Annotated in this window: 15 protein-coding genes; 5 read left to right on the top strand and 10 right to left on the bottom strand. The window is 61.9% G+C overall.

Annotation, left to right across the window (positions count from 1 at the left end; genetic code table 11):
- Window positions 1-2 precede the first annotated feature (2 nt).
- Window positions 3-1,553, bottom strand: a complete 1,551-nt coding sequence (locus tag ABIA90_RS26760) for a lipopolysaccharide biosynthesis protein (protein ID WP_354121813.1) — start codon at window positions 1,551-1,553, stop codon at window positions 3-5.
- Window positions 1,554-1,893: 340 nt separating this feature from the next.
- Complete coding sequence (locus tag ABIA90_RS26755; protein ID WP_354121814.1) at window positions 1,894-2,508, bottom strand: hypothetical protein; 615 nt, start codon at window positions 2,506-2,508, stop codon at window positions 1,894-1,896.
- Window positions 2,509-2,917: 409 nt separating this feature from the next.
- Between ABIA90_RS26755 and ABIA90_RS26750 the strand changes: the two genes are divergently transcribed.
- Together ABIA90_RS26750 and ABIA90_RS26745 are read left to right on the top strand one after the other, a co-directional pair.
- Window positions 2,918-6,514, top strand: a complete 3,597-nt coding sequence (locus tag ABIA90_RS26750; protein ID WP_354121815.1) for an autotransporter domain-containing protein — start codon at window positions 2,918-2,920, stop codon at window positions 6,512-6,514.
- Window positions 6,515-6,603: 89 nt separating this feature from the next.
- Window positions 6,604-7,200: a prepilin peptidase gene (locus ABIA90_RS26745; RefSeq protein WP_354121816.1), complete on the top strand. Its 597-nt coding sequence runs from the start codon at window positions 6,604-6,606 to the stop codon at window positions 7,198-7,200.
- A gap of 375 nt (window positions 7,201-7,575) precedes the next feature.
- Here ABIA90_RS26745 and ABIA90_RS26740 read toward each other — a convergent pair whose 3' ends face one another.
- From ABIA90_RS26740 to ABIA90_RS26720, 5 genes are all read right to left on the bottom strand, one after another.
- Window positions 7,576-10,077: a hypothetical protein gene (locus ABIA90_RS26740; RefSeq protein WP_354121817.1), complete on the bottom strand. Its 2,502-nt coding sequence runs from the start codon at window positions 10,075-10,077 to the stop codon at window positions 7,576-7,578.
- A 313-nt stretch (window positions 10,078-10,390) separates the two neighbouring features.
- Entirely contained in the window at window positions 10,391-12,451 is a 2,061-nt protein-coding gene (locus ABIA90_RS26735; protein ID WP_354121818.1) for a LamG-like jellyroll fold domain-containing protein, read from the bottom strand.
- A gap of 573 nt (window positions 12,452-13,024) precedes the next feature.
- Window positions 13,025-13,408 carry a tetratricopeptide repeat protein gene (locus ABIA90_RS26730; protein WP_354121819.1) on the bottom strand — a complete coding sequence of 128 codons (384 nt, stop codon included), beginning with the start codon at window positions 13,406-13,408 and terminating at the stop codon, window positions 13,025-13,027.
- A gap of 446 nt (window positions 13,409-13,854) precedes the next feature.
- Window positions 13,855-14,958: an acyltransferase family protein gene (locus tag ABIA90_RS26725; RefSeq protein WP_354121820.1), complete on the bottom strand. Its 1,104-nt coding sequence runs from the start codon at window positions 14,956-14,958 to the stop codon at window positions 13,855-13,857.
- Between the two features lie 482 nt (window positions 14,959-15,440).
- Window positions 15,441-15,644, bottom strand: coding sequence for a hypothetical protein (locus ABIA90_RS26720; protein ID WP_354121821.1), 204 nt, complete (start codon window positions 15,642-15,644; stop codon window positions 15,441-15,443).
- A 184-nt stretch (window positions 15,645-15,828) separates the two neighbouring features.
- Here ABIA90_RS26720 and ABIA90_RS26715 point away from each other — a divergent pair, with 184 nt between their 5' ends.
- Entirely contained in the window at window positions 15,829-16,668 is an 840-nt protein-coding gene (locus ABIA90_RS26715; protein WP_354121822.1) for a class I SAM-dependent methyltransferase, read from the top strand.
- Window positions 16,669-17,056: 388 nt separating this feature from the next.
- On the opposite strand, the gene ABIA90_RS26710 is transcribed toward ABIA90_RS26715, so the two are convergent.
- The gene (locus ABIA90_RS26710) at window positions 17,057-18,409 is read right to left on the bottom strand and encodes a hypothetical protein (protein ID WP_354121823.1); all 1,353 of its coding nucleotides are present in this window, start codon (window positions 18,407-18,409) and stop codon (window positions 17,057-17,059) included.
- A 167-nt stretch (window positions 18,410-18,576) separates the two neighbouring features.
- Here ABIA90_RS26710 and ABIA90_RS26705 point away from each other — a divergent pair, with 167 nt between their 5' ends.
- Together ABIA90_RS26705 and ABIA90_RS26700 are read left to right on the top strand one after the other, a co-directional pair.
- Window positions 18,577-18,918: a hypothetical protein gene (locus ABIA90_RS26705; RefSeq protein ID WP_354121824.1), complete on the top strand. Its 342-nt coding sequence runs from the start codon at window positions 18,577-18,579 to the stop codon at window positions 18,916-18,918.
- A gap of 188 nt (window positions 18,919-19,106) precedes the next feature.
- Entirely contained in the window at window positions 19,107-19,343 is a 237-nt protein-coding gene (locus tag ABIA90_RS26700) for a hypothetical protein (protein WP_354121825.1), read from the top strand.
- Window positions 19,344-19,359: 16 nt separating this feature from the next.
- On the opposite strand, the gene ABIA90_RS26695 is transcribed toward ABIA90_RS26700, so the two are convergent.
- Both ABIA90_RS26695 and ABIA90_RS26690 read right to left on the bottom strand, forming a co-directional pair.
- A complete protein-coding gene (locus ABIA90_RS26695; RefSeq protein WP_354121826.1) occupies window positions 19,360-19,713 on the bottom strand; it encodes a hypothetical protein in 354 nt (117 codons plus the stop codon).
- Between the two features lie 729 nt (window positions 19,714-20,442).
- The gene (locus tag ABIA90_RS26690; RefSeq protein ID WP_354121827.1) at window positions 20,443-23,559 is read right to left on the bottom strand and encodes a CARDB domain-containing protein; all 3,117 of its coding nucleotides are present in this window, start codon (window positions 23,557-23,559) and stop codon (window positions 20,443-20,445) included.
- Window positions 23,560-23,747 lie beyond the last annotated feature (188 nt).

Genomic DNA, 23,747 nt, shown 5'->3' with positions numbered 1-23,747 from the left:
TCCTAGATGGCCTTCAGGGGCACGAAGCGACTGACAATGGCCCGCAGGTCCTGCAAGCAGGCATTTCGATACGGTCCGAGCTGCGACGCGGCAACTTCGACGACAAAGATGATCGCAGCCGTCAGCGACGAGACGACGCCGACGGACCACCAGGACGGCGCAAGCTGGAACAGTGCACGGTCGACACCATAGCGCAGCGCCAGCGCCGTCGCGATTCCGATGCCAAGCGGCATCAGCACGCAATGGATGACGCGCGGCCAAATGCCGGGGAGATCGAAAATGCGGTGCAACAGCACGACGATGGTCGCCATCTGCGCGATCATGCCGGCGCAGGCGCTCCAGCCTGCGGCCTGCCATCCGAAGCTTGGCAGGACGATCGCACTGGTGACGAGGGTGACGACACCGGTAACCAGCGCGATGAGCGCGTTGGAGCGCGAGCGTGCCTGCGCCAGCAGATAAAAACCGAACACGTTCGCACTCGATCCGAGGATGCCGGCAATCGCCAATACGACGAGCACCCGCGCGGCCTCGGCCGCGACCTCGGCACCGGTCCAGACATGCAGCAGCGGACCGGCCACGGGGATCAATGCGCCCAGGGCACTTGCGGCCAGGACGTTCAGGATCCACGACGATCGGAACAGCAGATCGACCTTGCGATCCTCGCTCTCCTTCTGCAGCGTGCTGAAGAACGGAAACAGGATCTCCCCGATCTTGAGGATGCCGATATAGGTCGCCTCCTGCAGGCGCTGCGCGACGCCATAGAAGCCGACGAATTGCGGCTGCAGCAGCGCGCCAAGCAGATATCGATCGGCCTGCCCCGCAAGCAGCGCACCACCCTGCGCGGCGACTTGCCAACCACCCAGCCGAACCAATTTGCCGAGCGCCTCGCGATGCAGCGCCGGCGGCGCGAGCCATTGACCCATGCCACGGGACCAGGCCAGAGCCATTAGCAGGCCGGTTGCAAACCCGAGCGCCTGACAGCCGAGGAACGTCGAGGCATAGGGCGCGGCGGGGATGAACAGCAACATCGAAAGTGTCGAGATCAACGTGCTGACAATGCCGATCGACGCAATCCGGCGATAGTCCTGCCGCGCGGTGAGCAGCGACACGAAGACCGCCGATACGCATTGGCAAAACCAGCCCGCACTGGCCAATGCGAAGGCCAGTCCAAGATCGTTGGCCGCGGGACCTGCCAGATGAAAACCGAGACGCGCCAGCGGCGCTCCGGCAACCCAAAAGAAAATAGTGATCAGGCCGCCCGCAACAGTCGCGACCGCGATTGCCGTCGCAAACAGGCGCCGCGCATCATCGCGGTCGGATGGCTCCAGTCGCAGCGCAAGCTCGCGCGCCGTCGACAGTCCGAGTGCGTTGCTGAACACCAGCGCAGGCGCAATGCAGGCGGTCACAAGACCCGCGACACCGAAGGCGGCGAGACCGAGGCGGGCGATCACGAAGGGCAGGATGGCCAGGTTCAGCACCACGGCCACAACGAAAGCCATCGCATTCCACGCCGAGTTACCCAGCAGATCGGGCGGTCTTTTTTTCAACGCCATGCCAGCCACCCGGCCTTCACCCCATCAAACCTTTGCGACCTCGCCGATCAGAGTTCCCCCCTAGGTATCGCGAAACCGGGCTAGCAGCCAGCACCCGGAATGTCGATAGCAACCGCCGGGTCCTTTCGAACGCCGGCCTCGCCGGGCGCGTCAATTTGCGTGTCGGACAAGCCGCATCCTTCCCGGCAAGCGATCGGCCCCGCGCGCGCAAGCGCGACCGCCTGGTGCCATCGGATTGGGCATTGAACGGGTCTTAAGGTGGTTCAATTGCTGAGGCAATGGCATCGGCCGCGGTTCTGAATCGGCTTGCGAGGCGGCACCGGCATCCAGACGCCAGCGCTCAGAGCCCATCCGACTCGCCGCTCTTTGGCGTCGAACGGGGCACGAAAGGAGCGAACGACGCGTCGCCCGTGGTCCGCGTGACCAGCTTACCCTCAACGCTCGCGGAATCGGCCGGGGTCGGCGGTGCGGTCCGGGGAGAGGCCGCTGGATCCGGCCGCTGCAGCGCCAGGACCTCGCTGCGATCGCCCTGCTTGAGCGTCACCTCGCGCGGCTGAACCTCGGTCAGCGACCAGCCGCCGAGCGATTCGCCCTGGCGCAGGCGCACGACCTTCTGATCGTTGCGGTTCACGAAGATCGCGATGTCGCCGCCCTCGCCCACCACGGCCCCGACCAGCAGCAGCGGCGGCGGTCCCTCGACCGGCCTGGGCGGCGCCGGCACGTTCACCTCCTCGACCGGAGACGCGGCCACCGCGCGCGGCGGCGGCCGGCGCGTCGCCGAGAAGATCGGGCGCTCCTGGGTCACGGTCAGCGCCGAGAGCGGCACCGACCGCCGCGCGATCGGCCTCATGGTGCCCACATCGACGCTTTCGGCGGCGCTGGGCGCGGCATCGTCGGACAGAATGTCCATGCGGGACGAGGTGGCAGCCGCGGTCTCGGCAATCCCGATGATCATGCTCAAGATCCAGCATGACACGGCGGCCGCGCACAGCATGGCCAATCCTGTCGGTCTCAGCCCCCGGACATCGAAATTCCCTTGCGAATGGTTGTCACGCGAGCACGCGGCGAGCCTCGCCCACCACACTAGTTCCGATGCGCCTCGCCATCAACCGGCACCGATTTGATCCCAAGTCCGACTGCGATCCATCAGCTTTCCGTCTCGCATGTTACAACGTGTGAGAATGTTGCCCAACGGCCACGATCATTGAAATTGCACGCGGAACGGGCCGGAACCCGGCGCAATTAGACCTCCATTCATTGCCGGCTGCTGCGACGCCATGAGACTATCGCGTAGGCGCACGGCTCCACCACACGCTCAAGCTGCATACTTTTCGATGATTCCGTTTTTCGATTTGGGCATACCGATGGCTGGACCGACGATGGGGCGCAAGGGGACCGGATACGGGCTGGGGTCCCTCCTTCGGCACTCGCTGGCGATCCTGCTCGCCACCACCGCGCTCGGCGTGGTCGCAGCCCATGCCGTCGATGGAACCTGGGCCGGCGCCACCACCGAATGGACGGACGGCACGAATTGGTCGTCGAATCCGGACGTGCCGGACGGCACTGCCACCTTCACCAACACCGGCGCGAACACGGTCGACAGCAATGGTGTTGTCAACATCGGCGCCGTGGTGTTCACCGCCGCACCCGATGCGCAGGCCTATACCGTCAACACCAACGACATTTTCGTGGTGAACGGCGGCATCTCGAACAATTCGACCAATGTCCAGACGTTCAACGTCGGCTCCAGCATGGTGTTCACGAATTCGAGCAGCGCGGGCGGCGGCAGTAATGTCGTGACGTACAACGTCACCGGCGGCACGATGATCTTCAACGACACCAGCACCGCGGGCTCGGCGAACATCACCAACAACGGCGATGTCGAGTTCAACGGCAGCAGCAACGCCGGCACCGCGACGATCACGAACAACATCGTGATGAACTTCAACGACGCGAGCTCGGCCAACAACGCCAACATCACCAATGCCGCCACCGGCTTCCTCTCGTTCAACACCTCGGCCAGCGCGGGCACGTCGACGATCTCCAACAGCGGCTCGCTGAGCTTCGCCGGCTCCGCCTCCGCCGGCAGCGCCACCATCACCACCGAGCTTTTTGCCACCACGAGCTTCACCGGAACGGCGACCGGCGGCAACGCCCGCTTCATCACCAATGGCGGCGGCACCGTCGACATTTCCGGCCTGACCAGCGGCGGGATGACGGCCGGTTCGATCGAAGGCGCGGGCAATTATGCTCTCGGCGCGAACACGCTCACCAGCGGCAGCCTCAACACCTCGACCCAGGTCGACGGCATGATCTCCGGCAACGGCGGCGGCCTGACCAAGGTCGGAACTGGCACGTTGACCCTGACCAACGTCAACACCTACACCGGAGCGACGACGATCTCGGCCGGAACGCTGGCATTATCCGGCGCCGGCAGCATCGCGAGCTCCAGCGGCGTCACGGTGAATGGGACGTTCGACGTGTCGGGGTCGTCGTTTCCGATCGTGGCGATCTCGACGCTGGCCGGCGGCTCGAGCGGCGTCGTCAACATGGGCACCCACGCGCTGTTCATCAGCAACGCCTCGACCGAATTCGCGGGCGTCATTCAAGGAACTAACGGACTCGAAGTCTTGGGCGGCACTCAGACGCTCTCGGGCGTGAACACTTACAGCAACGTCACCCAGATCGACGGCGGCACAACGCTCGCGTTGAAGGGCAGTGGATCGATCGCGAACTCGCTCTATGTCGCCCTCGCGGGCGGCGGCGCAACGCTCGATATTTCCCAGACCAATTCGGGCGCTTCGGTTCGGGGGATCTTCTCTGCGAGCACCGCCGGCGTCGTCTCGCTGGGATCGAAGACGCTGACGATCACGAGCGGCACGTTCTTCGGCGGCGTGATCCAGGACGGCGGCATTGGCGGCGGCACCGGCGGCAATCTCGCGATCGCGAACGGCGCGACGCAACAGCTGTTCGGCACCAACACCTATACCGGCACCACAAACATTGCGGCCGGCGGCGAGCTCGATCTCATCGATTTCGCCAGCCTCAACGGCAGCATCGCGACCTCCAGCAACGTCATCGCCAACGGCATCTTCGACATCTCGGGCCTGCTCAGCGGCGGTACCTCGATCAAATCGCTGGCGGGCTCGGGCAATGTCAATCTCGGCGCCAGCACGCTGACGATCACCAATGGCATCGGCACCTTCGCGGGCGTCATCGACGATGCCGGCTTCGGTGGCGGCCTGACCATCGCCGGCGGCACGCAGACGCTGTCCGGCGCTAACATCTATAGCGGCCCCACCACCGTGAACGGCGGCACACTGGTGGTGGACGGCTCGATCCTGAGCGCAACCAACGTCAACACCGGCGGCATGCTGGCCGGCAGCGGCGTGGTCGCCGGCGTCCAGGTCAACGGCGGCACGCTGGCGCCTGGCAGCGCGGCGAACCCGTTCGGCCCGCTGACGATCCATGGATCGCTGATCTTCACGGCGGCCTCGACCTATCTGGTGCAGGTCTCCTCCAGCAATGCCAGCCTCACCAACGTCACGGGCGCGACCGACCTCGGCGGCGCGACGGTGCGCGCCAACTTCACCTCGGGTACGGTCAAGAAGCAGTACACGATCCTGAACGCGGCCGGCACTCTCGTCGGCACCAGCTTCAATTCGACCGTCGTCTCCAACATTCCGACGATCAACGCGACGCTGAGCTACGACACCAGCAACGTGTTCCTCAACGTCAACGTCGATTTCGCGCGAGCCGGCGGCCTCAACGTCAACCAGCAGAACGTCGCGAGCACGCTGACCAATTTCTTCAACGCGACCGGCGGCATTCCTGCAGCTTTTGCTGCGCTGTCGCCGGCGGGACTGACGACTGCCTCGGGCGAGCTTGGCACCGGCATCATCCAGTCCGCGATCAACGCCGACGGCCAGTTCCTGAACCTGATGCTCGACCCGACTGTCATCGGCCGCTCGGGCGGCTTCGCCAAGGCGGGCAGCGTCGCGCAATTCGCCGAGAGCGATGGTGCGGCCGCCTACGCCAGGATGCGTCCGGCCAATGCGCGCGAGCGCGAGGCCTATGCGATGGCGACCAAGGCGCCGCTGCTCTCCTCGCAGCCGGCCAATCGCTGGAGTGTCTGGGCCGCCGGCTATGGCGGCTCGGCCGACGTCGGCGGCACTGCGCAGGTCGGCTCGCAGGACCTGACCGCACGGGTCTGGGGCGGCGCGGCCGGTGCCGACTACAGGATCTCGGTGGACACGCTGGTCGGCTTCGCGCTCGGCGGCGGCGGGCTGAACTACTCGGTCGCGAATGCGATGGGCTCGGGCTCGGCCGACATGTTCCAGGCCGGCGTCTATGGCCGGCACAATTTCGGACCTGCCTACGCCTCGGCCGCGCTCGCCTATGGCTGGCACGACGTCACCACCAACCGCACCGTGGCACCCGGCGGCTTCGACCAGCTGCAGGGCCGCTTCAAGGCCGACACGTTCTCAGCCCGCTTCGAGGGCGGCTATCGCTTCGCGACGCCGCTGGTCGGCATCACGCCCTATGCGGCGGCGCAGGTGACGAACTTCAACCTGCCCAACTACTCCGAAGCCAGTCTCAATGGCGGCGGCCTGTTCGCGCTGAACTACGCCTCGCAGTCCCTCACCGACACCCGCTCCGAGCTTGGCCTGCGCACCGACAAGGCCTATGCGATGCAGAACGGCGTGCTGACGCTACGCGGCCGCGCCGCCTGGGCGCACGACTACAATCCGAGCCGCGCCGTCACCGCGCTGTTCCAGACCCTGCCCGGCACCAGCTTTGTCGTGAACGGCGCCAGGGTCGACGCCGACTCCGCGCTCCTCAGCGCCAGCGCCGAGATGAAATGGCTGAGTGGCTTCTCGATCGCCGGCACCTTCGACGGCGAGTTCTCCGGCAACGTCACCAGCTATTCCGGCAAGGGCGTGTTCAAGTACGCCTGGTGAAGAGATGCGTAGCAAGATGAACAGCCGCCCGGTCGGGACCAGCAATCCCGTCGTCACCGTGAGCCCGCCCAGGGCGGCGCGCTGACGGCGTGACGGATCAGGCTGCGAACGAGGGGACGGGTCCTGCTCTCGCGCTCAGCGTCGCCCTGCTGCTGGGCGTCTGCGCAAGTCTCGTGACGGCGCCTGGCGCGGAAGGCCTGTACGGAGCTTACCTCGCCGCCCTGATGCTCGCGATCGCAGCGAACGATGCCCGCCACTACCTCATTCCGAACGAGCTGACGGCCGCGGCCTTTGCGCTGGCGCTGCTCCGCGCCGGCGCGTTCGTGCCCGATATCGGCATCGAGGCCCTGCTCTGGCCGGTGGCCCGCGCGGCCGCCGTGGCGCTCCCGCTCCTGCTGCTGATGGCGTTCTACCGGCGCTGGCGCGGCCGCGACGGGCTCGGGCTCGGCGACGTCAAGCTCGCCGCGGTCTGCGGCGCCTGGCTGGATCTCGCGACCGTGGTCGCGGTGATCGAGCTTGCGGCGCTGGCTGCGATCGCCGCCTATCTCGCCAACGCTGCCCTGAGAAAGGAGCGGCTCCGCGGCACGGCCTTCCTGCCGTTCGGACTTTTCCTCGCCCCCGCAATCTGGGTCGGTTGGCTGGGCGAAAGCTGGTACACCAACTGGCTCGGCGGCTGGCCGGGCTAGTCAGGCATGTGGCAGGTGCACCGACCGGTGAAATGCGAAAGCATGTCGAACACCTGACTGGTGCCAACAGGCCAAAGCCTCCTTCATATTAAGCGATCGTTTGCCGGTTCATCCCGTCACTATGCGACAATTCCGTTGCATCCAACCATGCGAGCTTGACGCCTGCTGGCCGCGCACCGACAGGCACCAGACGTCGCAGCTCGCTTGTCGGGGTCACGGCCCGACCAGCCCAAGGTGGCGGCCGTCGCAACGGCAGCGACTGCCGTTCTGGCCGAATGAACAGCGGAGAATCCAAAGGGGCGCGCCAATGAGGCGCGCCCCTCTGATCTGCTTCCGTTTGCCCGCGCGGGACCCGGCCTTGGCTTCGTCGTCAGCTTACGCCACGTGCGAGATGGAAAGCTGTGCCTGGGGCTGATCCACCGGATTGGTGATGATCGAACCGCCATGGCCGTCCGCGGCGAGCGCGAAGTCCGCGGCGCTGTATTGGCCAAGCAGGTGCAGCGACGCCGTATGAGCGCCGTCGGTGATCGTCAGCGTGCCACCTGTGTTCTCGGCGTTTGCCGCATAGCCAAGCGAGGTGGTTTCGCCGAAGGCGATGTCACCGAGATCGAGCTCCACGCCATCCTGCCAGCCGGCGATCGTCCCGCTGAAGGCCGACGACTGCTCAAGCACCAGCCTCGCAGATCCCCCGCCGAAGGTGACGTCGGTGAGCGTTCCGCCGCTGTAGACGTATTCGAGACCGTGTGCGCCGATGGTGGTGCCGCTGGCGCTGCCACCGGCGCCGACATACTGCGTACCGGAGACGATCGTGGTATCGCTCGCCGTGCCCCAGATGTACTGAATACCGCCGTTGATGGTCGTGCCGGTGGCGCTGCCCCAGTCGATCTGCATGCTGCCAGCGTTCAGCGTGGTGCCAATGGCTGTTCCGCTCTCATAGACGCGCTGCTCGCCGCCATCGTTGACGGCGGTGTGCGAAGCCGTGCCGTGGACCATTTGCACGCCGCCGCTGCCGATCACGGTCTGGTCGACCGTGCCGTAGACGGCCTGCAACCCGCCTTGGATGGTGGTGCCGGTCGCCGTGCCACCGCCGTAGATGTCCTGCTCGCCGTTGGCGACGATCAGCGTCGTGCTGGCCGTGCCGCCGGCGCCGATCACTTGCCGGCCGGCGATCGTCGAACCGGTGGCGACGCCATAGACATATTCCAAAGCGCCGTAAGTCACGGCAGTGTCGTGCTCCGTACCCCAGTTGATCTGCATGCTGCCAGCGTTCAGGGTCGTGCCGATGGCCGTTCCACCGGCATAGACGTGCTGCTCCGCGCCATTCCCGACGACGTAATCGGTCGCCGTGCCGTAGATGTATTGATGGCTGCCCGCGCCGAAAGTCCGGCCGCTGGCGGTGCCATACACGTAGTTCGAGACACCGGTGTTGCCGGCCGCGTCAGTGACGACGAGATCGATGGCGGTGTTGAACTGCTCCCAGGACAACTCGGCGCTCCAGGCGCCGTTGCCGTCGACGGTCGCCGTCGTGCTCCAGCCGCCGCTTTGCGACGTACCGTCGCGCAGCGTGAGGGTCTGGCCGGCGGCGTCAACGTCGACCGAACCGGCGAGCACCGCGACCCACGGGCTTGTGGACGTCACGGCCGACAGGACCGGCACCGGCTTCACGGTATCGACCGAGAATACCTGCGCCTTGACGTCGGTTCCGTTGGCATCCTGCCAGGTGACGACGAAGCGACCGTCGGCATACGCGGCGATCGAGGGATGCAACTGATTGGACGCCGTGCTGGTGTTGACCAGCAATTCAGCCCCGACCTTCCGACCATCCGCAGTGAACACCTGCAGCTTGATGCTGCTGCCGCTGGCATCCCCGCCCGCGCCGCTCCAGTCCTGCCAGGCGATGGCGAAATCACCGTTGCTGAGCGTCGTCACCGTCGGCGTGAACTGGGAGTTGACCGTCGTGGTGTTGACGCGGAATTCGCTGCCGACCCTGCTGCCATCGGCCGCATAGATCTGCGCCTTGATGCTGCTGCCGCTGCTGTCGCCGCCGGTCTGGCTGAAATCGTACCAGGTCACGACGAAGCCGCCATTGGGCAGCGCCGAGATGGTTGGCTTGAGCTGGTCGGAGGCGGTCGCGGTGTTGACCAGGAATTCGCTGCCGACCTTGCTGCCGTCAGCCGCAAACATCTGCGCCTTGACGCTGGTGGCATCGCCATCGCCGAGCGTTCCGCTGAGATCTTCCCAGGTCACCACAAGCCCGCCATTGGCCAGCCCCGTGATGGTTGCGTTGTCCTGGCTGCCGCCGGTCTCGGTATTGACGAGGAATTCCGGGCCGACCTTGCTGCCGTCGGCCGCGAACAGCTGCGCCTTGATGCTGGTGCCGTCGTCGTCGCCGCCCTCGCCGCTGTCGTCGGTCCAGGTGACGGCGAAGCCGCCATTGGAAAGACCCGTGACGGTCGGCGCGAACTGCGAATAGGACGTCGAGCTGTTGACGAGGGTTTCCGACCCGACCGGCGTGCCATCGGCCGAAAACACCTGTGCCTTGATGCTGGTGCCCTCGCTGTCGCCGAGCGTCTGGCTGTTGTCGAACCAGGTGACGACGAAGCCGCCATTGGAAAGGCCCGTGATCACCGGTGCGAGCTGGCCGTCGGCGGTCTCGGTGTTGACGCGGAATTCCGAACCGACCTTGCTGCCGTCGGCCGCGTAGACCTGCGCCTTGATGCTGGTGCCGCTGGCATCGCCCAGCGTTCCGCTGGCGTCATCCCAAGTGACCACGAAGCCGCCATTGGCGAGCCCGGTGACGGTCGGCGCCTCCTGGCCGCCGGTCGTATTGGTGTTCACGGAGAATTCGGAGCCGACTTTTACAACGGGAGCAGCCATAGTTCTGGATCGCTTTCATTCAAACTGTGCCGGCCACGGATGTCGTCCGCTGGCCTAGGGGCAAGAGGTTGTGAGAGCGTCCGTATTGCATCGCAAGATATCATAAATTTGATAGTATGTTATGTATTGTGTGAATGAAGCGATCATGAGTCCGATTGCATCCGAGGTGGGCAAAATATCGCGCGACAACGCTCAGACACCGACGGCGCGATCGTTGTCGCATTCGGACATGCGGCCCACAAAAATGTGGAGCGCGTCGAAACGAGCTCCACATTGTCTGTGTCAATGATCGCGTCGCCCGGACGCGGTCAGGTCAGGTTCGGCGCGCGGTCAGCCATTGGTCGCGACCGATCGGGCGGTAGACCATGCGGATCTCCCCGACAGCACCGAAGAAGCCGTCGGACAGCACGCCGTTCCACCAGCCGGCGCCGAGGATCCAGGGCTGAGGCGTGCTCTGCGAGCGCATGCCGATCGCCGCATTGCCGACGTTGCGCAATACCGGCGCGCCGTCAATGTACAGGGTGGTGGTGAGGGTCGCCGGATCGTTGACGATCGCGATATGATACCAGCTATCGCGGATGATCTCGCCCGACCAGTTGGTCTGCGCATAGTGCGAAACGGTAGCCGGCACCACTTCCCACTGCACTTCGCGCAGGTTCGAGATGGCGAACAGGACGCTCGACGCCTCCGGATCGCCGCCTTGATAGCCGCCGGGAACGTTGCCGCGGTTACCCACGCGACCGAGGATATTGCCCCATTTGTGCAGGTTTGCGGTCCAGCCGGCCGGGATCTTCACAAAGGCCTCGACCGTGTAGCCGTTCCAGAAGCTGCGGCCATTGAGCGAGGCGGCTGACGCCGTCAGGAAGGCGTTGAGGCGACCGACCGTATTGTCGGTGTTGAGAAACACCACGCTGCCCGCGGCCGAGGACAGACGATGCTTGTCCGTGGTCCACACGACGTCGCCGAGCTGGGCGGACGCGACGAGCGCCGCACGCATCAGATTGTTGCCGCCGGCGACGTCAGGCAGGATCCCGCCGATCGGAACGACCTGACCCTCGACAACCGTGGAGGGCGCGCGCCAGTGCGCCACGGTATCGGCGACATGCGGATAGTCCTCGGTATCCGCGGGCAGCACGACTTCCGGCGTCGGCGGATCGACATAACCGGCGAGCAGGTCGGCGCGCACGGACGGAATGATCGCGGGTCCGGTCAGCACCTTGCTCGGACTGAAGCGCGTGAACCGGGCGAATCGGCTCTTGAAATTGATCGGAATCGAGAAGCTGTTGTTCGACGCCGTCAGTTCGGCGTGATCGAACTGGTTGAGCGTGTTCTTCGGCTTCTGCACCACCCAGGGCGAGAACGACATCACGTCGATCTTGTTGTTGGTGAGGTCGATTTCGTAGAGCCGCATCATGGCGTTGCCGCCCTGATAATCCATCTGATAGTCGACCACCATCTGGTGAACCGGATTGCCGAAATCGTTGACCTTGGAGAGATACGCCGCGCCATGGTAATGGCCGTTCAGCGTCATGAAGATCTGATCCTTGTCGCGGATCAGCTTGTCCCACAGCATCTTGCCGTAATCGGTCTCCAGCGGCGACAGGCCGTCGCTGTCGATGTTGAGCAGCTGGTGGTTGGAAAGAATGACGGGCAGCGTCGGGTTGCGGTCGATCACGTCGCGCGCCCAGGCGATAGCACCGTCCGAAATGCGCCAGGACAGCGAGAGCACCATGAACTTCACGCCGTTCGTCTGGAAGATGTGGTACTCGTGGAAGCCGCTGCTGTCTCGCTCGCGGAATGTCGACTGCTGCGCTGCGCGGGTGCTCGGAAACCACTTCAAATAGGGCTCGGCGTTGAGGCTGCGCTGGGCGTCAGTGCCCGAATTCTGATCCCAGGGGGTATGGTAGTCGTTGTCGGTGACGACGTCATGGTTACCCGCAAGGATCGAATAGGGGACCTTGGCATCTTCCAGCTTCTTCATCGCGGCATCGGCCACGATCCACTGGTTCGGCTTGTTCTGCTGGTCGACCACGTCACCCAGATGGATGACGAAGCGGACGCCGTATTTCGCCGCGTTGTCGGCGATCCACTGAGTCTGCGCGTCGTACGGCGTCGAGCCATAGGCCTTCTGAAACTGCTGGCTTTCGTCGGTCGTCGCGTAACGCGAATAGAACTGCGTGTCGGGCAGCACCGCGATCGAGAAGCTGGTCAATGACGGACTGCTGGTCTGCGCCTTTGCCGCGCCCGCGCCGAGCGCCAGCACGGAAAGGCTGGCGGCGCCTTGGAGGACCGCGCGGCGATCGATCATTTGGCGCGTGGAATTGTTGCTGCCGGAATGATGGTTTCCAGCGCGGTCGATGTCGTCATTGCTCATAGAAGATTGCCTGTTCCTACTCGGTCGCAATTGCAACGGTAGGCGGGTCTCTAGCGATCGAAATTAACATTCGGATTAAAGAAATGTATCATGACTGATGTTATCAAACGATCGCGCCGCGATCAGGCCGTGCAACGCCATCGACTATCAACCGGCAGCTTCCGGTCGTGGTCGACTGGTCGGGCGCCCACAGGTCTGTTGTTTCCCTCCCATCTCACCGAGGAGCCGAGGCGGGACTTCTGACGGTTTCGATCTGGAGATCGATTCTTCAGCCAAACAGAGAGGCCGGAAATCGTCCCGAACAGAGCAGCAACCGCGCCGGGCATTCCATTCGTCGGGCGAAATATACCAAGGCACGATGATATCAGGACAAATCGTCGTTCCGGCGCAGGCGTGAGGCGCCGCGCCGGCGGTCCTCGTCTACTGCGCCTGGGGTTGTTTTCGACTTTTTTGTTTGCGGTCGCAGAGGGCAAGGCGCCGGACGGTCAGTGCTCGCGGCTCGGCGCCGCCCATTCCAGCGCCCGCAGGCGGGCCTGCGCGATCTCTCCGCGCGTCATCTTGGTGGTGACGGCGTCACGGATCCGGGCTCGCGCCTCGCGCCTCGCGCGTCCGCGGCGGCGCGGCCGCCGTCGACAGGTTCAGCCATTTGGAGGCTTCCACGATGTTCTGCGGCACGCCCTGGCCGCGGTCGTAGAGGAGGCCCAGCGAATATTGGGCGCGGCTGTCGCCCTGCTCCGCCGCACGGCGGTACCACATCGCGGCTTCCGTATAGTTCTCCGGCACCCCGCGGCCGGTCTCGAACAGGGAGCCGAGATAGGTCTGCGCCGGCGCATTGCCGCGCTCGGCGAGCGGAATGAAGATGCGGGAGGCCGTCCCATAATCCTGGCGCTGGAACGCGGCGACGCCCTGGCGCAACGACTGGGCGTGGGCGGGCGCGGCGAGCACAAGCGCAAGCACGGGCAATACCCAGAGTCCTCGTCGCGTCGAGGCTCGCATCCGTCCCCGCAAAACGTCCGGCGAAGCCCCCGATCAAGGGTCTTCATCTCACCCGCTTACCCGTCTGGGTCACCAGGCGCAGGCAAGTCGTTGATTTCTCCGACCGAAATTGGAAACCGGCCCATTTTGCCCTAACTGAACAAACAGGTGTTTAGGCTCCGACTATAAACCAAATTGGGCCCGCGGAACAGGTGGACAACAACCTCAGCCCGCTCACTCCCGAATCCCTGCCCTGTGCGCTTCGCAGAAACCTGAATTGCTGCGTGCCCCGCTCGTCGGGATCCGGAAGCCGCCGCGCGCAAGCTGCTCGAGCTGGCCGCCGGCGTCGAGCCTGGGAGACGGCCCCGCCGCGCGGGCTCTGCTTCCGGCAAGGACGCGGGAATTCTAGGGCGTGGACTCGGGCTCAGTTACGCCTGAGCAACTCCGTCCGGTCTTACCGCTGAATTCGAACGATGAATCCTATGTTGCTTGAGAGCAAGAGTGGGCTTCTCGATGAGGAACCAAGATGCTGCCGCAAAGAAGAAGCCAATTCCGTAACAGGCCGGGTAGAGCCACCAATGTCCTTTAATACCGAGGCCCATGAACACCGAGACGCCGAGCATGTGCCACAGGTAAAGTCCGTATGAGAGATCATTCCCGTGGAGAACGGTGGCACAACTCTTCGCGGTATATGCTAGAGAAATGACAGTTGCGCCCATGACGGCGACCCGTATCAGGGTGATGATGTTCGGCTCCATCTTGTATTCAAGTTTGATGGGCTCTCCAAGAAACGCGACAGAAACGACAATTAGGAAGACATATCCCACCAGCCAGAACAGAGCGCGCTCTTCAAACCACCGGCTGATATGCTCCCACCACAGGCGAATGAGAACGCCGATGCCGAAGATCCAAAAGTATGGAGTTACCAGTTCGTTCAACGCGGGGTGCGCCTGCGAGAATGCATCGTCGGTTACGCGCGCGATCGAATACGATCCAGCCATCAAGGCCACAATGAAAAGCGATCCCGCTTTTTTTGAAACAGCTGCAAGAGAGAGAACAAACGGAAGAGCTGCGTAGAATGATAACTCTACCGTTAGCGTCCAAAGCACTCCGCTCGGGTAGCCTTGGAAGAGCCACGACTGAGCGTAGATCGCGTCGGGAGACACCCACCCAGCAAAATAGTTCGAGGCGGATGGGAGATAGACGCTTAGATGTTTCGCGTAAGCCCAGGCGGTCGCGCTGATGCCGCCAGTCGCACCAAAAACCAGTTCGAGAACGAGGAGGTTTGCGATCAGCGCGGGGTAAATTCGCAGGGCGCGTTTCCAGGCAAAGGAAGCCAGGCTGGTGCTGCGCAGATATGAATCCGAGATCAGAAAGCCGCTGATCACGAAGAACACCGCGACTCCCGGAAATTGGAGCAAGACCTCGAATAGTCCGGCTTTCGGCAGAAGTAGATGCCCCGAACTGTGCATGAATACGACCTGACAGGCAGCGAAAAGTCGCAACAGATCAAAATTATTCTTGCGTTCCATAAAATTCTCCAGCTGCGGCAACCTAGAGCGTTTCGGCCCGGGATCGCAACTGCCCCGATCCCATTTCACGCAGACCTTTTGTGTGGTCTACAAAGCTGATCAGATAGCAAAAAGCCCGGCGCGAGCGGCACCCCGCACCGGGCCAGTCGAGGGAGGTTTGACACGACATGAGGAGCGACGAGGCCACTCAGTGTCCGCGATCCAGCTCTGGAATCTCTACGGCGGGCCAGGCATTGGCCGCGCGGGACGGCAACGGTAAAAATCGGTTCGCGGGAGGGGAAGCTGTTCCGTTTCAGCGCAGCCCGAGGGCGTCGCCTTCGAATACGATGTGATCGAGTGATGTGGAGCGGATAATCAGCGCCACATGGTTGGCGGGTTCAGGGCCTTCCGACCCGCCGCTTTCAACGCGTCGGTTGAGAGCTGTCCATGTGCCGCGGCATCGAGCAGCTTCGAAGCAACGTACGCTCTGGCGCCCGTCTCGCTTACAGGAATATTTTCGCAAACTGATGGATAACCGCAATGACGTACCAGGGCACGCCGGTGCGCGTCGCCACGGCCTCGTAGCGGCTCTTGGCCAGCGCCCCGACCAGCCGCTCGGCAACAGGCTTGAATTCGGGCGCCCGCGTCAGCTTCGCATGCGCAAAGCGGTTCGCGTTCGCCGCACGGAGTGCGGAGAGATCCACCATTTCAAGTCTCCCTCATTGAAAACGAGATGAACTGACGCCCTCAACGTGACGTCAGGAACCGGCCTATCGGCAAAAACCGAGATGGAATACTCACCTCACACCTTGTTGCGCGAGCGGCACCCGAGTAGGTTGCGCGGGGTAATTGCGAATGATATTCCCGTCGCCCCATAAAGGGAGCGCGCAAATGACCGAATTAACAGAGGCGCAAAAGACTTGGGGCGGCTCACCCACGGGTTGGGCATCAGCAAAAGATGAAATGCCGGGAACCCTCGCTTTTTTCGATAAGGCGCGCCGCTTCCGTGACACCATCGAGCAACCCTGGCTGGAGGACGTGTTCCCCTTCGTTGAGACCAAGGGTAGGCGCGTTCTAGAGATTGGCTTTGGACCAGGATTCGACGCGCTGAAGTTTTTGCAATGTGGCGCCGATTACTCTGGCATCGACATCACTTCCGAGAACGTCGATCGGACGAAAAAGCACCTGAGCTTTTTCGGCTTTGCGCCAGACGTGAGCCAGGGTAACGCAGAACAACTAGCCTACCCGGACGCATCCTTCGACATTGTTTATTCAAACGGGGTGCTCCACCACCTTCCAAATCTCCAAAATGCTCTGCTTGAGATTCGACGCGTGCTCAAACCGCGCGGCGAGATGACCATCCTGATGTATCATCGCTACTCGGTGTTTTACCTAGGGGTTCTCCTCACGCACCTCGTTAGCGGTCGCATTTTTCGAGAATCGCTCACCGATCGCAGATCGCGCATCGAGGCCACTGCCTCCTCGGAGGCGAAGCCGATCGTGAATGTCTATTCAACGGCAGAGTTGGCCGCGCTCCTGAAGAGCAGTGGATTTGAGATCAGACGTATCGCAGTGCGGAAATGCACTCCGGACGATTTCCCTGGTGCCCGCATCTTGCGGCCGTTACTTCGTTTGGTGCCGCAACCTTTCTTTGACGCCATTGGCCGGTTTGCCGGCTGGTACATCATAGCAACCGCAACGCCTCCAGATGCTCTTCGGGTTCAGACATGAAACGTTAGAACCATGTTGAGGTGCGGCAATACCTCTGGCCACTGCTAGCTTTTACGGCGGTCTTTGCGACAGGGCCTTTCGTCTATTTTCGGCCGCCGCATTATCTTCCCACACCTTGCACAAGGGTTAGCGATCGCAGTCGGGTTTACATACTTCTAGATTTTCGATCTCTGGTCGAAGTATCCCAACTGGATACATCGCGCTCTTATCATCGTGGCCTTTGCGTCTCCGCTCGACAATCTGCTCGCGATGAAAATCATACGCAAAGCTGCACGGCAATCACCGGGCTCAGCAACGGCTTCTTGACTGGAGGCACGGGCGGCACTTGTTCCACGGTACGATTCCGACCAAGTGTCTAATCGACAACAACGACGGTTTGGGTCGAAGTTCACGTAGCTCGCTTTCTGAGATTGGGAGCGGCAAGAAGTAGAAGCAGCGCGGCCCACCAAAGCGCGCCGTGGTCGTAGACTATGGGGCCTTCGAATGGGAGTTGAGAGAAAAAATACCCAGTGAGGGCGCCAAGAACCGTCACGGTGTTTGCGGCGGGTGTGTTGACGGTTGCGATTGCGGCAAAGAGACCTAGCACAATCGACGTAAGGGCCAGCTCGACAACAGCGCCTATCATGCCGTTGAGCGCGTAGCCGGTTACGTGAGCGGACTGTGGAGCAGTTCCTATTCCTGCAAATCTATCGGAGAACATCCTGGCGTATATCAGGTTGCTTGGATGGCAGGGCGTAGATCTGCGCTTAATTCTGTCTAGTAATGTTCCGCAAACGTGGCCTTCTTTCGTGAAGGTTTCGACATAGTACAAAAAGGGCTGCGCCATCCTATTGAGCGGTGCGGCCATCAGGACGGTCAAAACGCCGGATGTGGGAGCGGGAGACTGCTCCGACAGGTGATCCTTGGTTCGTCTCACGGTTGACGGCTGATCGATGACTTGGGTCACGATCTCCGCGCGAAGCAGCACCATGGAAACCAATAGATAGCTCGTGAGAGCCAGGGCGCTGAAGACGATGGCCGGGAATAGCGGGCGCTTCGCAAATAGAACGATGGCAAATATCTGGGCAAAATAGAAAAGGACGAGCGGCCACTTCATGATCAACATCGTCAATATGACTGACATCGCAACAAGGTTTGCCGCGGTTAATGCCAGCCAGAGCGGCTTACGAGTTTCTATCGCGACTATCAGTCCGTAGCAGGACAGAGCGACAAGCAGAGACTTGATCGTGACCAGCGGCCAAAATCCCAGCGAGTTGATCAGGTCGATGCGATCCTGAACTGAATCCACGGCGTTATCGCCGCGCAGGAACAGGCCAGCGGCATTGGCGCGCCAAAGTGATACCGAAGCGTATGCATAGCAGGTGGCAAGCGCCACAAGGTATGTCGGCGTCGATATTCTCATCTTTGCAATGCAGGGCGCTATCGGTGCCGCAATGTGTTTGACGGCGACGACGATCGGCGGGGCAACAACGAACGGAAGAAATAGTAGAGCCCAATAGCCGAGCGATCCCGCCGTTTGAAAGTTGTTGATCGAAAAATCGAGGATCTGAAGGCCGCCGAGACTGTCGCCGACGGGCGTGAAGTACAGGATGTTACCGACGACTGTGAGAGCGAAGTAGCTTGCAAGGAACGTGGCTAGCGCAGCGTAGGTCTGTAGCAGGGCGAATAGCTTCCTGTATACGAGCCCCCATCTCTGGGAAACCTGTACCTCCTCACTCGCTGGTCCAGCAACAAGGCTCACGGTAAAGGCCCCTGCAGCCCGGGAAGCGTGGCGACATAGATGATCCCGCCGAGTGATATCGCCATCGCGATGTACCAAAGCAGACGTTCAAACCTGAGTATCCACACCACAGAATCTCCCGCGCAAGAGCGGGATTGTTACCACTCCAACCCATAAACGGGCAACCCGTGGTAGACCTCAACGCCCTTACTCGGGCGAACGCCGACCGCTGGCCCAAAGCCAAGCTCACGCGCGAAGCCGAGTTCACTCGCCCGGCCAAGGTGACCGTAGCCAATAAGGGCCGCCATCTCGCCATCGCGAGAGCGGCCGGAATGCCTGACATCGCATGGGCCTTCATCGCGGTCAGTCACTATCGGGAGTCTTCACAAGACTTTAGTCGCAGCCTCGCGCAGGGTGATCCATGGAGCCGGATTTCGACGATGTTCCCGCTGGTCGCGGCCCATTCCAGTCGTTCGAAGATGCGGCTGTTGACGCGCTGGTCAAGTGTTCGCCCTATGCCGCGAAGCTGAAGGACTGGCATCGGGGGAGCGCTCACGAACTTAGAGCGCTTTAACGGCGTCGGGTACGCCGCCCGTGGCGTTCCATCGGCCTATGTTTGGGCCGGCACTGTTCAGTATCATTCTGGCAAGTTTGTCGCTGACGGCGTCTAGGGGTTGATAGAGCTCAAGCGCTCGCCACCGGGCTCGCTGTCGCACAAGTGATCGCCGCAGACCCCGCCTACGTCAAAACCGCTGCGCTGAATTTTCACGACAACCGCGGCATCGCCGCGACGCTGCTCGCCGAAGCCGGCGCGACCGCACCGGAGATCGCGGAGGCACTGACCTGGACGGTCGACAAAGCGCAGAAAGTGATTGATCTCTATCTCGCGCGACATGGTGTGCTCGCGGCGAACGCGATCGCGAAGCCTACTAACACGCTCGCCCACCGCGGCTGACCAAGGATCTGTAGCGCTAGCGCTCCGTCCCCCGGGCCTTTGCCACGACTTCTCCAGTTGCTTCTCGCCATGCTCCTCCTCGCAACAACACCACCGAGCGCCCCCCGTCCTGGCCTGAAATTTTCAGGAAGGCTTTGATCAGACGCAGCATCTGGGTAAAAATTGCATCTTTGTCCCGGAGATTTGTCAGATGTCGCTGGGTGGACGTAAACACCTTACCCATCCTTTCGGCGCCGGGGCTGGTACCTTTTGTTGAATTTTCATCGACGCCTGGCTTGGCCAACGTTGCGAGGGCTGATTTGAGAGCGATTTTGATCAGCGTAATGAACGACTGAGGCCGCGTTTGAATTTTTGCTGGCTTTTCCCGCACGAGGGCTTCAGACTTGCCTCCATTGAGAACTTAATTTTTCAGGGATATTGCGATGGGAAAACCTGCCGTTTCCCGTGATGCGTTTCGCGGGGCGAACGTTGCCTTCTGAAGCTGGAGGTAGACCCGGCTAACCGATATCAGTCGGCACTAGAAGCAATGAACGATCTGGCGCAGGTAGATGGCAACCTTGATTGGCAGTTTCTAGAGAGCGGCGAAGATAAGATATGGACAAAGACGGTGGATGGCACTAGCCTGACGTTCACTGTTTGTTCTGACCTAACCTCTACATTGTACAAGTCCGTCAACGACGGGCCACCGCGCAAGCAGACCCCGGGATGTCTATCCAACGTCAAAACCCGTGATATTTCGAAGGTATTGGGAACGTACTGATCATGAAACTGATCAAGAATAACCCCAAACAGTATCGGACGAGGGACAGCTTTGCGAAAGCTAAGGTGTCAGATGTATCGCGCGCGCCTGCGCGTCTTACGAAAGAGCATCGGGATCAGTTAATGTCGAAATTGGGCAAAGCCCAGCCCGGAAAACGGCGGCATCTCCCGTTCGGTTTCTCACATCGGGGCTGATTCTGTTACCCTACCCGTTACCCTGGCCGAAATCCGGATGCCCTGAAATCCAGCTAAGTATTGGTCGGAGCGAGAGGATTTGAAGTCTCCCAGACTAGTGTACGGCCGCTGGAGAATCCAGAGCTGCAGTGAGACCGCGCATCGATCAGATCAGGTGATAATCGCCGACATGGTGCTGCGTCATCTCGGACACGTTGTCGAACACGAAATGAGCGTCCGTCATGTCCGTCAGTTGCTGGGTCCTGGCCGCCAGCTCTGAAACCAGCTGCGCGAGTTGGGAATGATCCGCCCAGTAGAGGCCGCCTTGCGCGTTGTCCGTCCGCGATAGCGCGAAATTGTCTTGAACGTGCGCATGCCGGACAAGCAGAGCGCCGACCGCGCCAGCGTCTCCACTCGTCGCTGTCTGCGCCGGCGACGGCGACGGCGAAGCGGCTGGCGCATGCGATGTCGCCGAGCTGCCCGCGGCAGACACGGTAATCTGCAGCGCGTTGTAGGTATTGTTGGTCTCGTTGCTCTCGGTCAGCTGATTGTTGTAGTCGGAAATGCCGCCGACGTAATAGGTGCCAGGCGCCAAATTGCCCGGCAGCGTCAGGGTAACCGTATGAAGATCGTAGTAGCCGGGCTGGCTGACGGTGGCCAGCGTCGACACTGTCGTCAGCGTCGTGAGCAGCGTGTCCGACGTCGTGATCGTCGCGTCGGTCGAAAGATAGATTGCAGCCGTCGTGGGGCCCGCCACGGCGTTACCGATGTTCATGTTGTAGGCATCGATCGTCAAACTATCGCCGGCCAGGACACTCGTCTTGTTCACAGCGACATATTCGGAGAGATCAGGCTGCGCCGGCGCACTCACCGTGACCTGCACTGCGTTGTAGGTGTTGTTGGTCTCGTTGCTCTCGGTCAGCTGATTGTTGTAGTCGGAAATGCCTCCGACGTAATAGGTGCCAGGCGCCAAATTGCCGGGCAGCGTCAGGGTAACCGTATGAAGATCGTAATAGCCGGGTTGGCTGACGGTGGCCAGTGTCGAGCCTGTCGTCAGCGTCGTGAGCAGCGTGTCCGACGTCGTGATCGTCGCGTCGGTCGAAAGATAGATTGCAGCCGTCGTGGGGCCCGCCACCGCATTGCCGAGGTTCATGTTGTACGCGTCGACCGTCAAGCTATCGCCGGCCAGGACACTCGTCTTGTTCACAGCGACATATTCGGAGAGATCAGGCTGCGCCGGCGCAGTCACCGTGACCTGCACCACGTTGTAGGTGTTGTTGGTCTCGTTGCTCTCGGTCAGCTGATTGTTGTAGTCGGAAATGCCGCCAATGTAGTAGGTGCCGGGCGCCAGATTGCCGGGCAGCGTTACACTGACCGTCTTTAGATCGTAGTAACCGGGCAGACTGACGGTTGCCAGCGTCGACGATGTCGTCAGCGTCGTGAGCAGCGTGTCCGACGTCGTGATCGTCGCGTCGGTCGAAATATAGATTGCGGCCGTCGTGGGGCCCGCCACGGCGTTGCCGATATTCATGTTGTAGGCATCGATGGTCAGGCTGCTCCCGGCGGCAACGGTGGTCTTGGCCACGGCCACATATTCGATCAGGTCAGGATGGCCCGGCGCCGTCACGGTAATCTGGACCGCATTATAGGTGTTGTTGGTCTCGTCGCGCTCGCTGAGCTGGTTGTTGTAGTCGCCGATACCACCGATGTAGTACGTGCCAGGCGCCAGATTGCCGGGGAGCGCGACCAGTATCGTCTGATGGTCGTAATAGCCGGGCTGACTTACCGTCGCGAGGGTCATCGAGGTCGACACTGTCGCAAGCAGCGTATCCGATGTGGTGATTGTCGCGTCGGTGGAGAGATAGATGCCCGCGACGGACGGCCCCGCCACTGCGTCACCGAGATTCATGTTGTAGGCATCGACCGTCACATTGCCTCCGGCCGGTACGGAGCTCTGGCCGACAGTTATGAATTCGGACAAGTCGGGCTTGGGAGGCCCCATCAGAACGGAGCTTGCCACCACGCCATCGGCAAACTGGAACGATTCGACGCCGGTCACCGTGTCGGTGCCGTCGGGAGAACCGGAGCGCTGATCAACCACGGTAAAGGTCTGCGTGAACGCACTGTAAGCTATCGCGTAATTCGCCCTGTTGCCCGAATACACCGTCGTATCGGTACCGGCGCCGCCAATAATGGTGTCGTTGCCGCCGCCGCCAGCGATCGTATCGTTGCCGCCGCCGCCGTTCAGCACGTTGGCGATGGCGTTGCCGATGATCGTATCGTTGCCGGAGCCGCCGGTGGCATTGTCGATGTAGGAGCGCGCGTCGTTGTTGTAGAGATAGGCGTTGTAGACGTTTCCTGAGGCGTAGTGGTCGTAGCCGAGTTTTTGGTTGTCGCCGAGATTGGCCTGTTGCACGGTGGAGAATAGCGACATCGCGCCGGGATTGAGATTGATGCTCAGATTCGTCGCATAGTTGGACAGATCATAGGTATCGATGCCGCCACCGTCCCAGATCGTCTCGTAGATGCGGTTGGCCGAGTTGCCGGTACCGCCGCCCGGCGCGAGTTGCCCGACACCGTTGATGAACTCCTGACCCGTGGTGGGATTCCAGGAGTAGACGGTGTTCCCGCCCTGGGTCGCGTAGTTCGCGCCGTACATCGTCTGGAGCGCGAGGATATCGTTGGCCATATAGGTCTGCGGATATCCGTAAGCCTCGTTGCTGTAGCCGGCGGTCGTCGAGGCGCCGACATAGCTGCGATAGCTCATGATGGTATATTCGCTGTCGTCATGCGCACTCGGCACCGCGACATTGGCGGGGCCGCCGGTCTCCTGGCTGTGCTTGAGACCGAGAGCGTGGCCCAATTCGTGCATCGCGGTCGTGAACTCGTAGTTGCCGAGCTTGGCCAGCGAGTAATTGTATTGGGTCCCGAACCAGACGTCGCCGCCGGCCGCATAGTCGCCGGGGTAGTAGGCGTAGGAGGTTGCGGGCTTCGACGACTGCGCGATCATGATGTCCGCGCCGTCGGTCCCCAAGTACTGGATGCTGGCGTTGGTGTAGCCGAGGATCAGTCCGATCGCGTAGTTGATCGCCGCCTGCATCGCGCTTGGCGCCGCGGCGAAGCCAGACGATGTCGGCTCACTGTTGCCGCCGTAATAGGGATTGGAGTAGTCGCTGGCCGAGTCGGGAAAGCTGTAGGTGATCGTGCCGGTCCACTTGTAGCCCGACAGCAAGCCGTCAATATCGGCGTTGTTGGTGGCACCAACGGTGACAGAATTAGCCAATGGTCTCTCCGGAGCAACGGATCACGCGATTCGCGGACGAAGGCGCGTGATTCTAGCTTGAGAGTTATACGTTTGGTTAAAATTCGGCAGCGGCCGCCGGCCCCCTTTCATAAGGCCGTATTAGCCATCAAATCAAGTAGCGGTACCGGCCAAAGGCAAGGATTCAGGTCCCGCCTGCGGGTATGATC

The sequence above is a fragment of the Bradyrhizobium sp. LA6.8 genome, assembly GCF_040547935.1.
Taxonomy (GTDB): Bacteria; Pseudomonadota; Alphaproteobacteria; order Rhizobiales; family Xanthobacteraceae; genus Bradyrhizobium; species Bradyrhizobium barranii.
The sequence above is the reverse complement of the archived record's forward strand: the minus strand, read 5'-3'. Positions and strand labels throughout refer to the sequence as shown.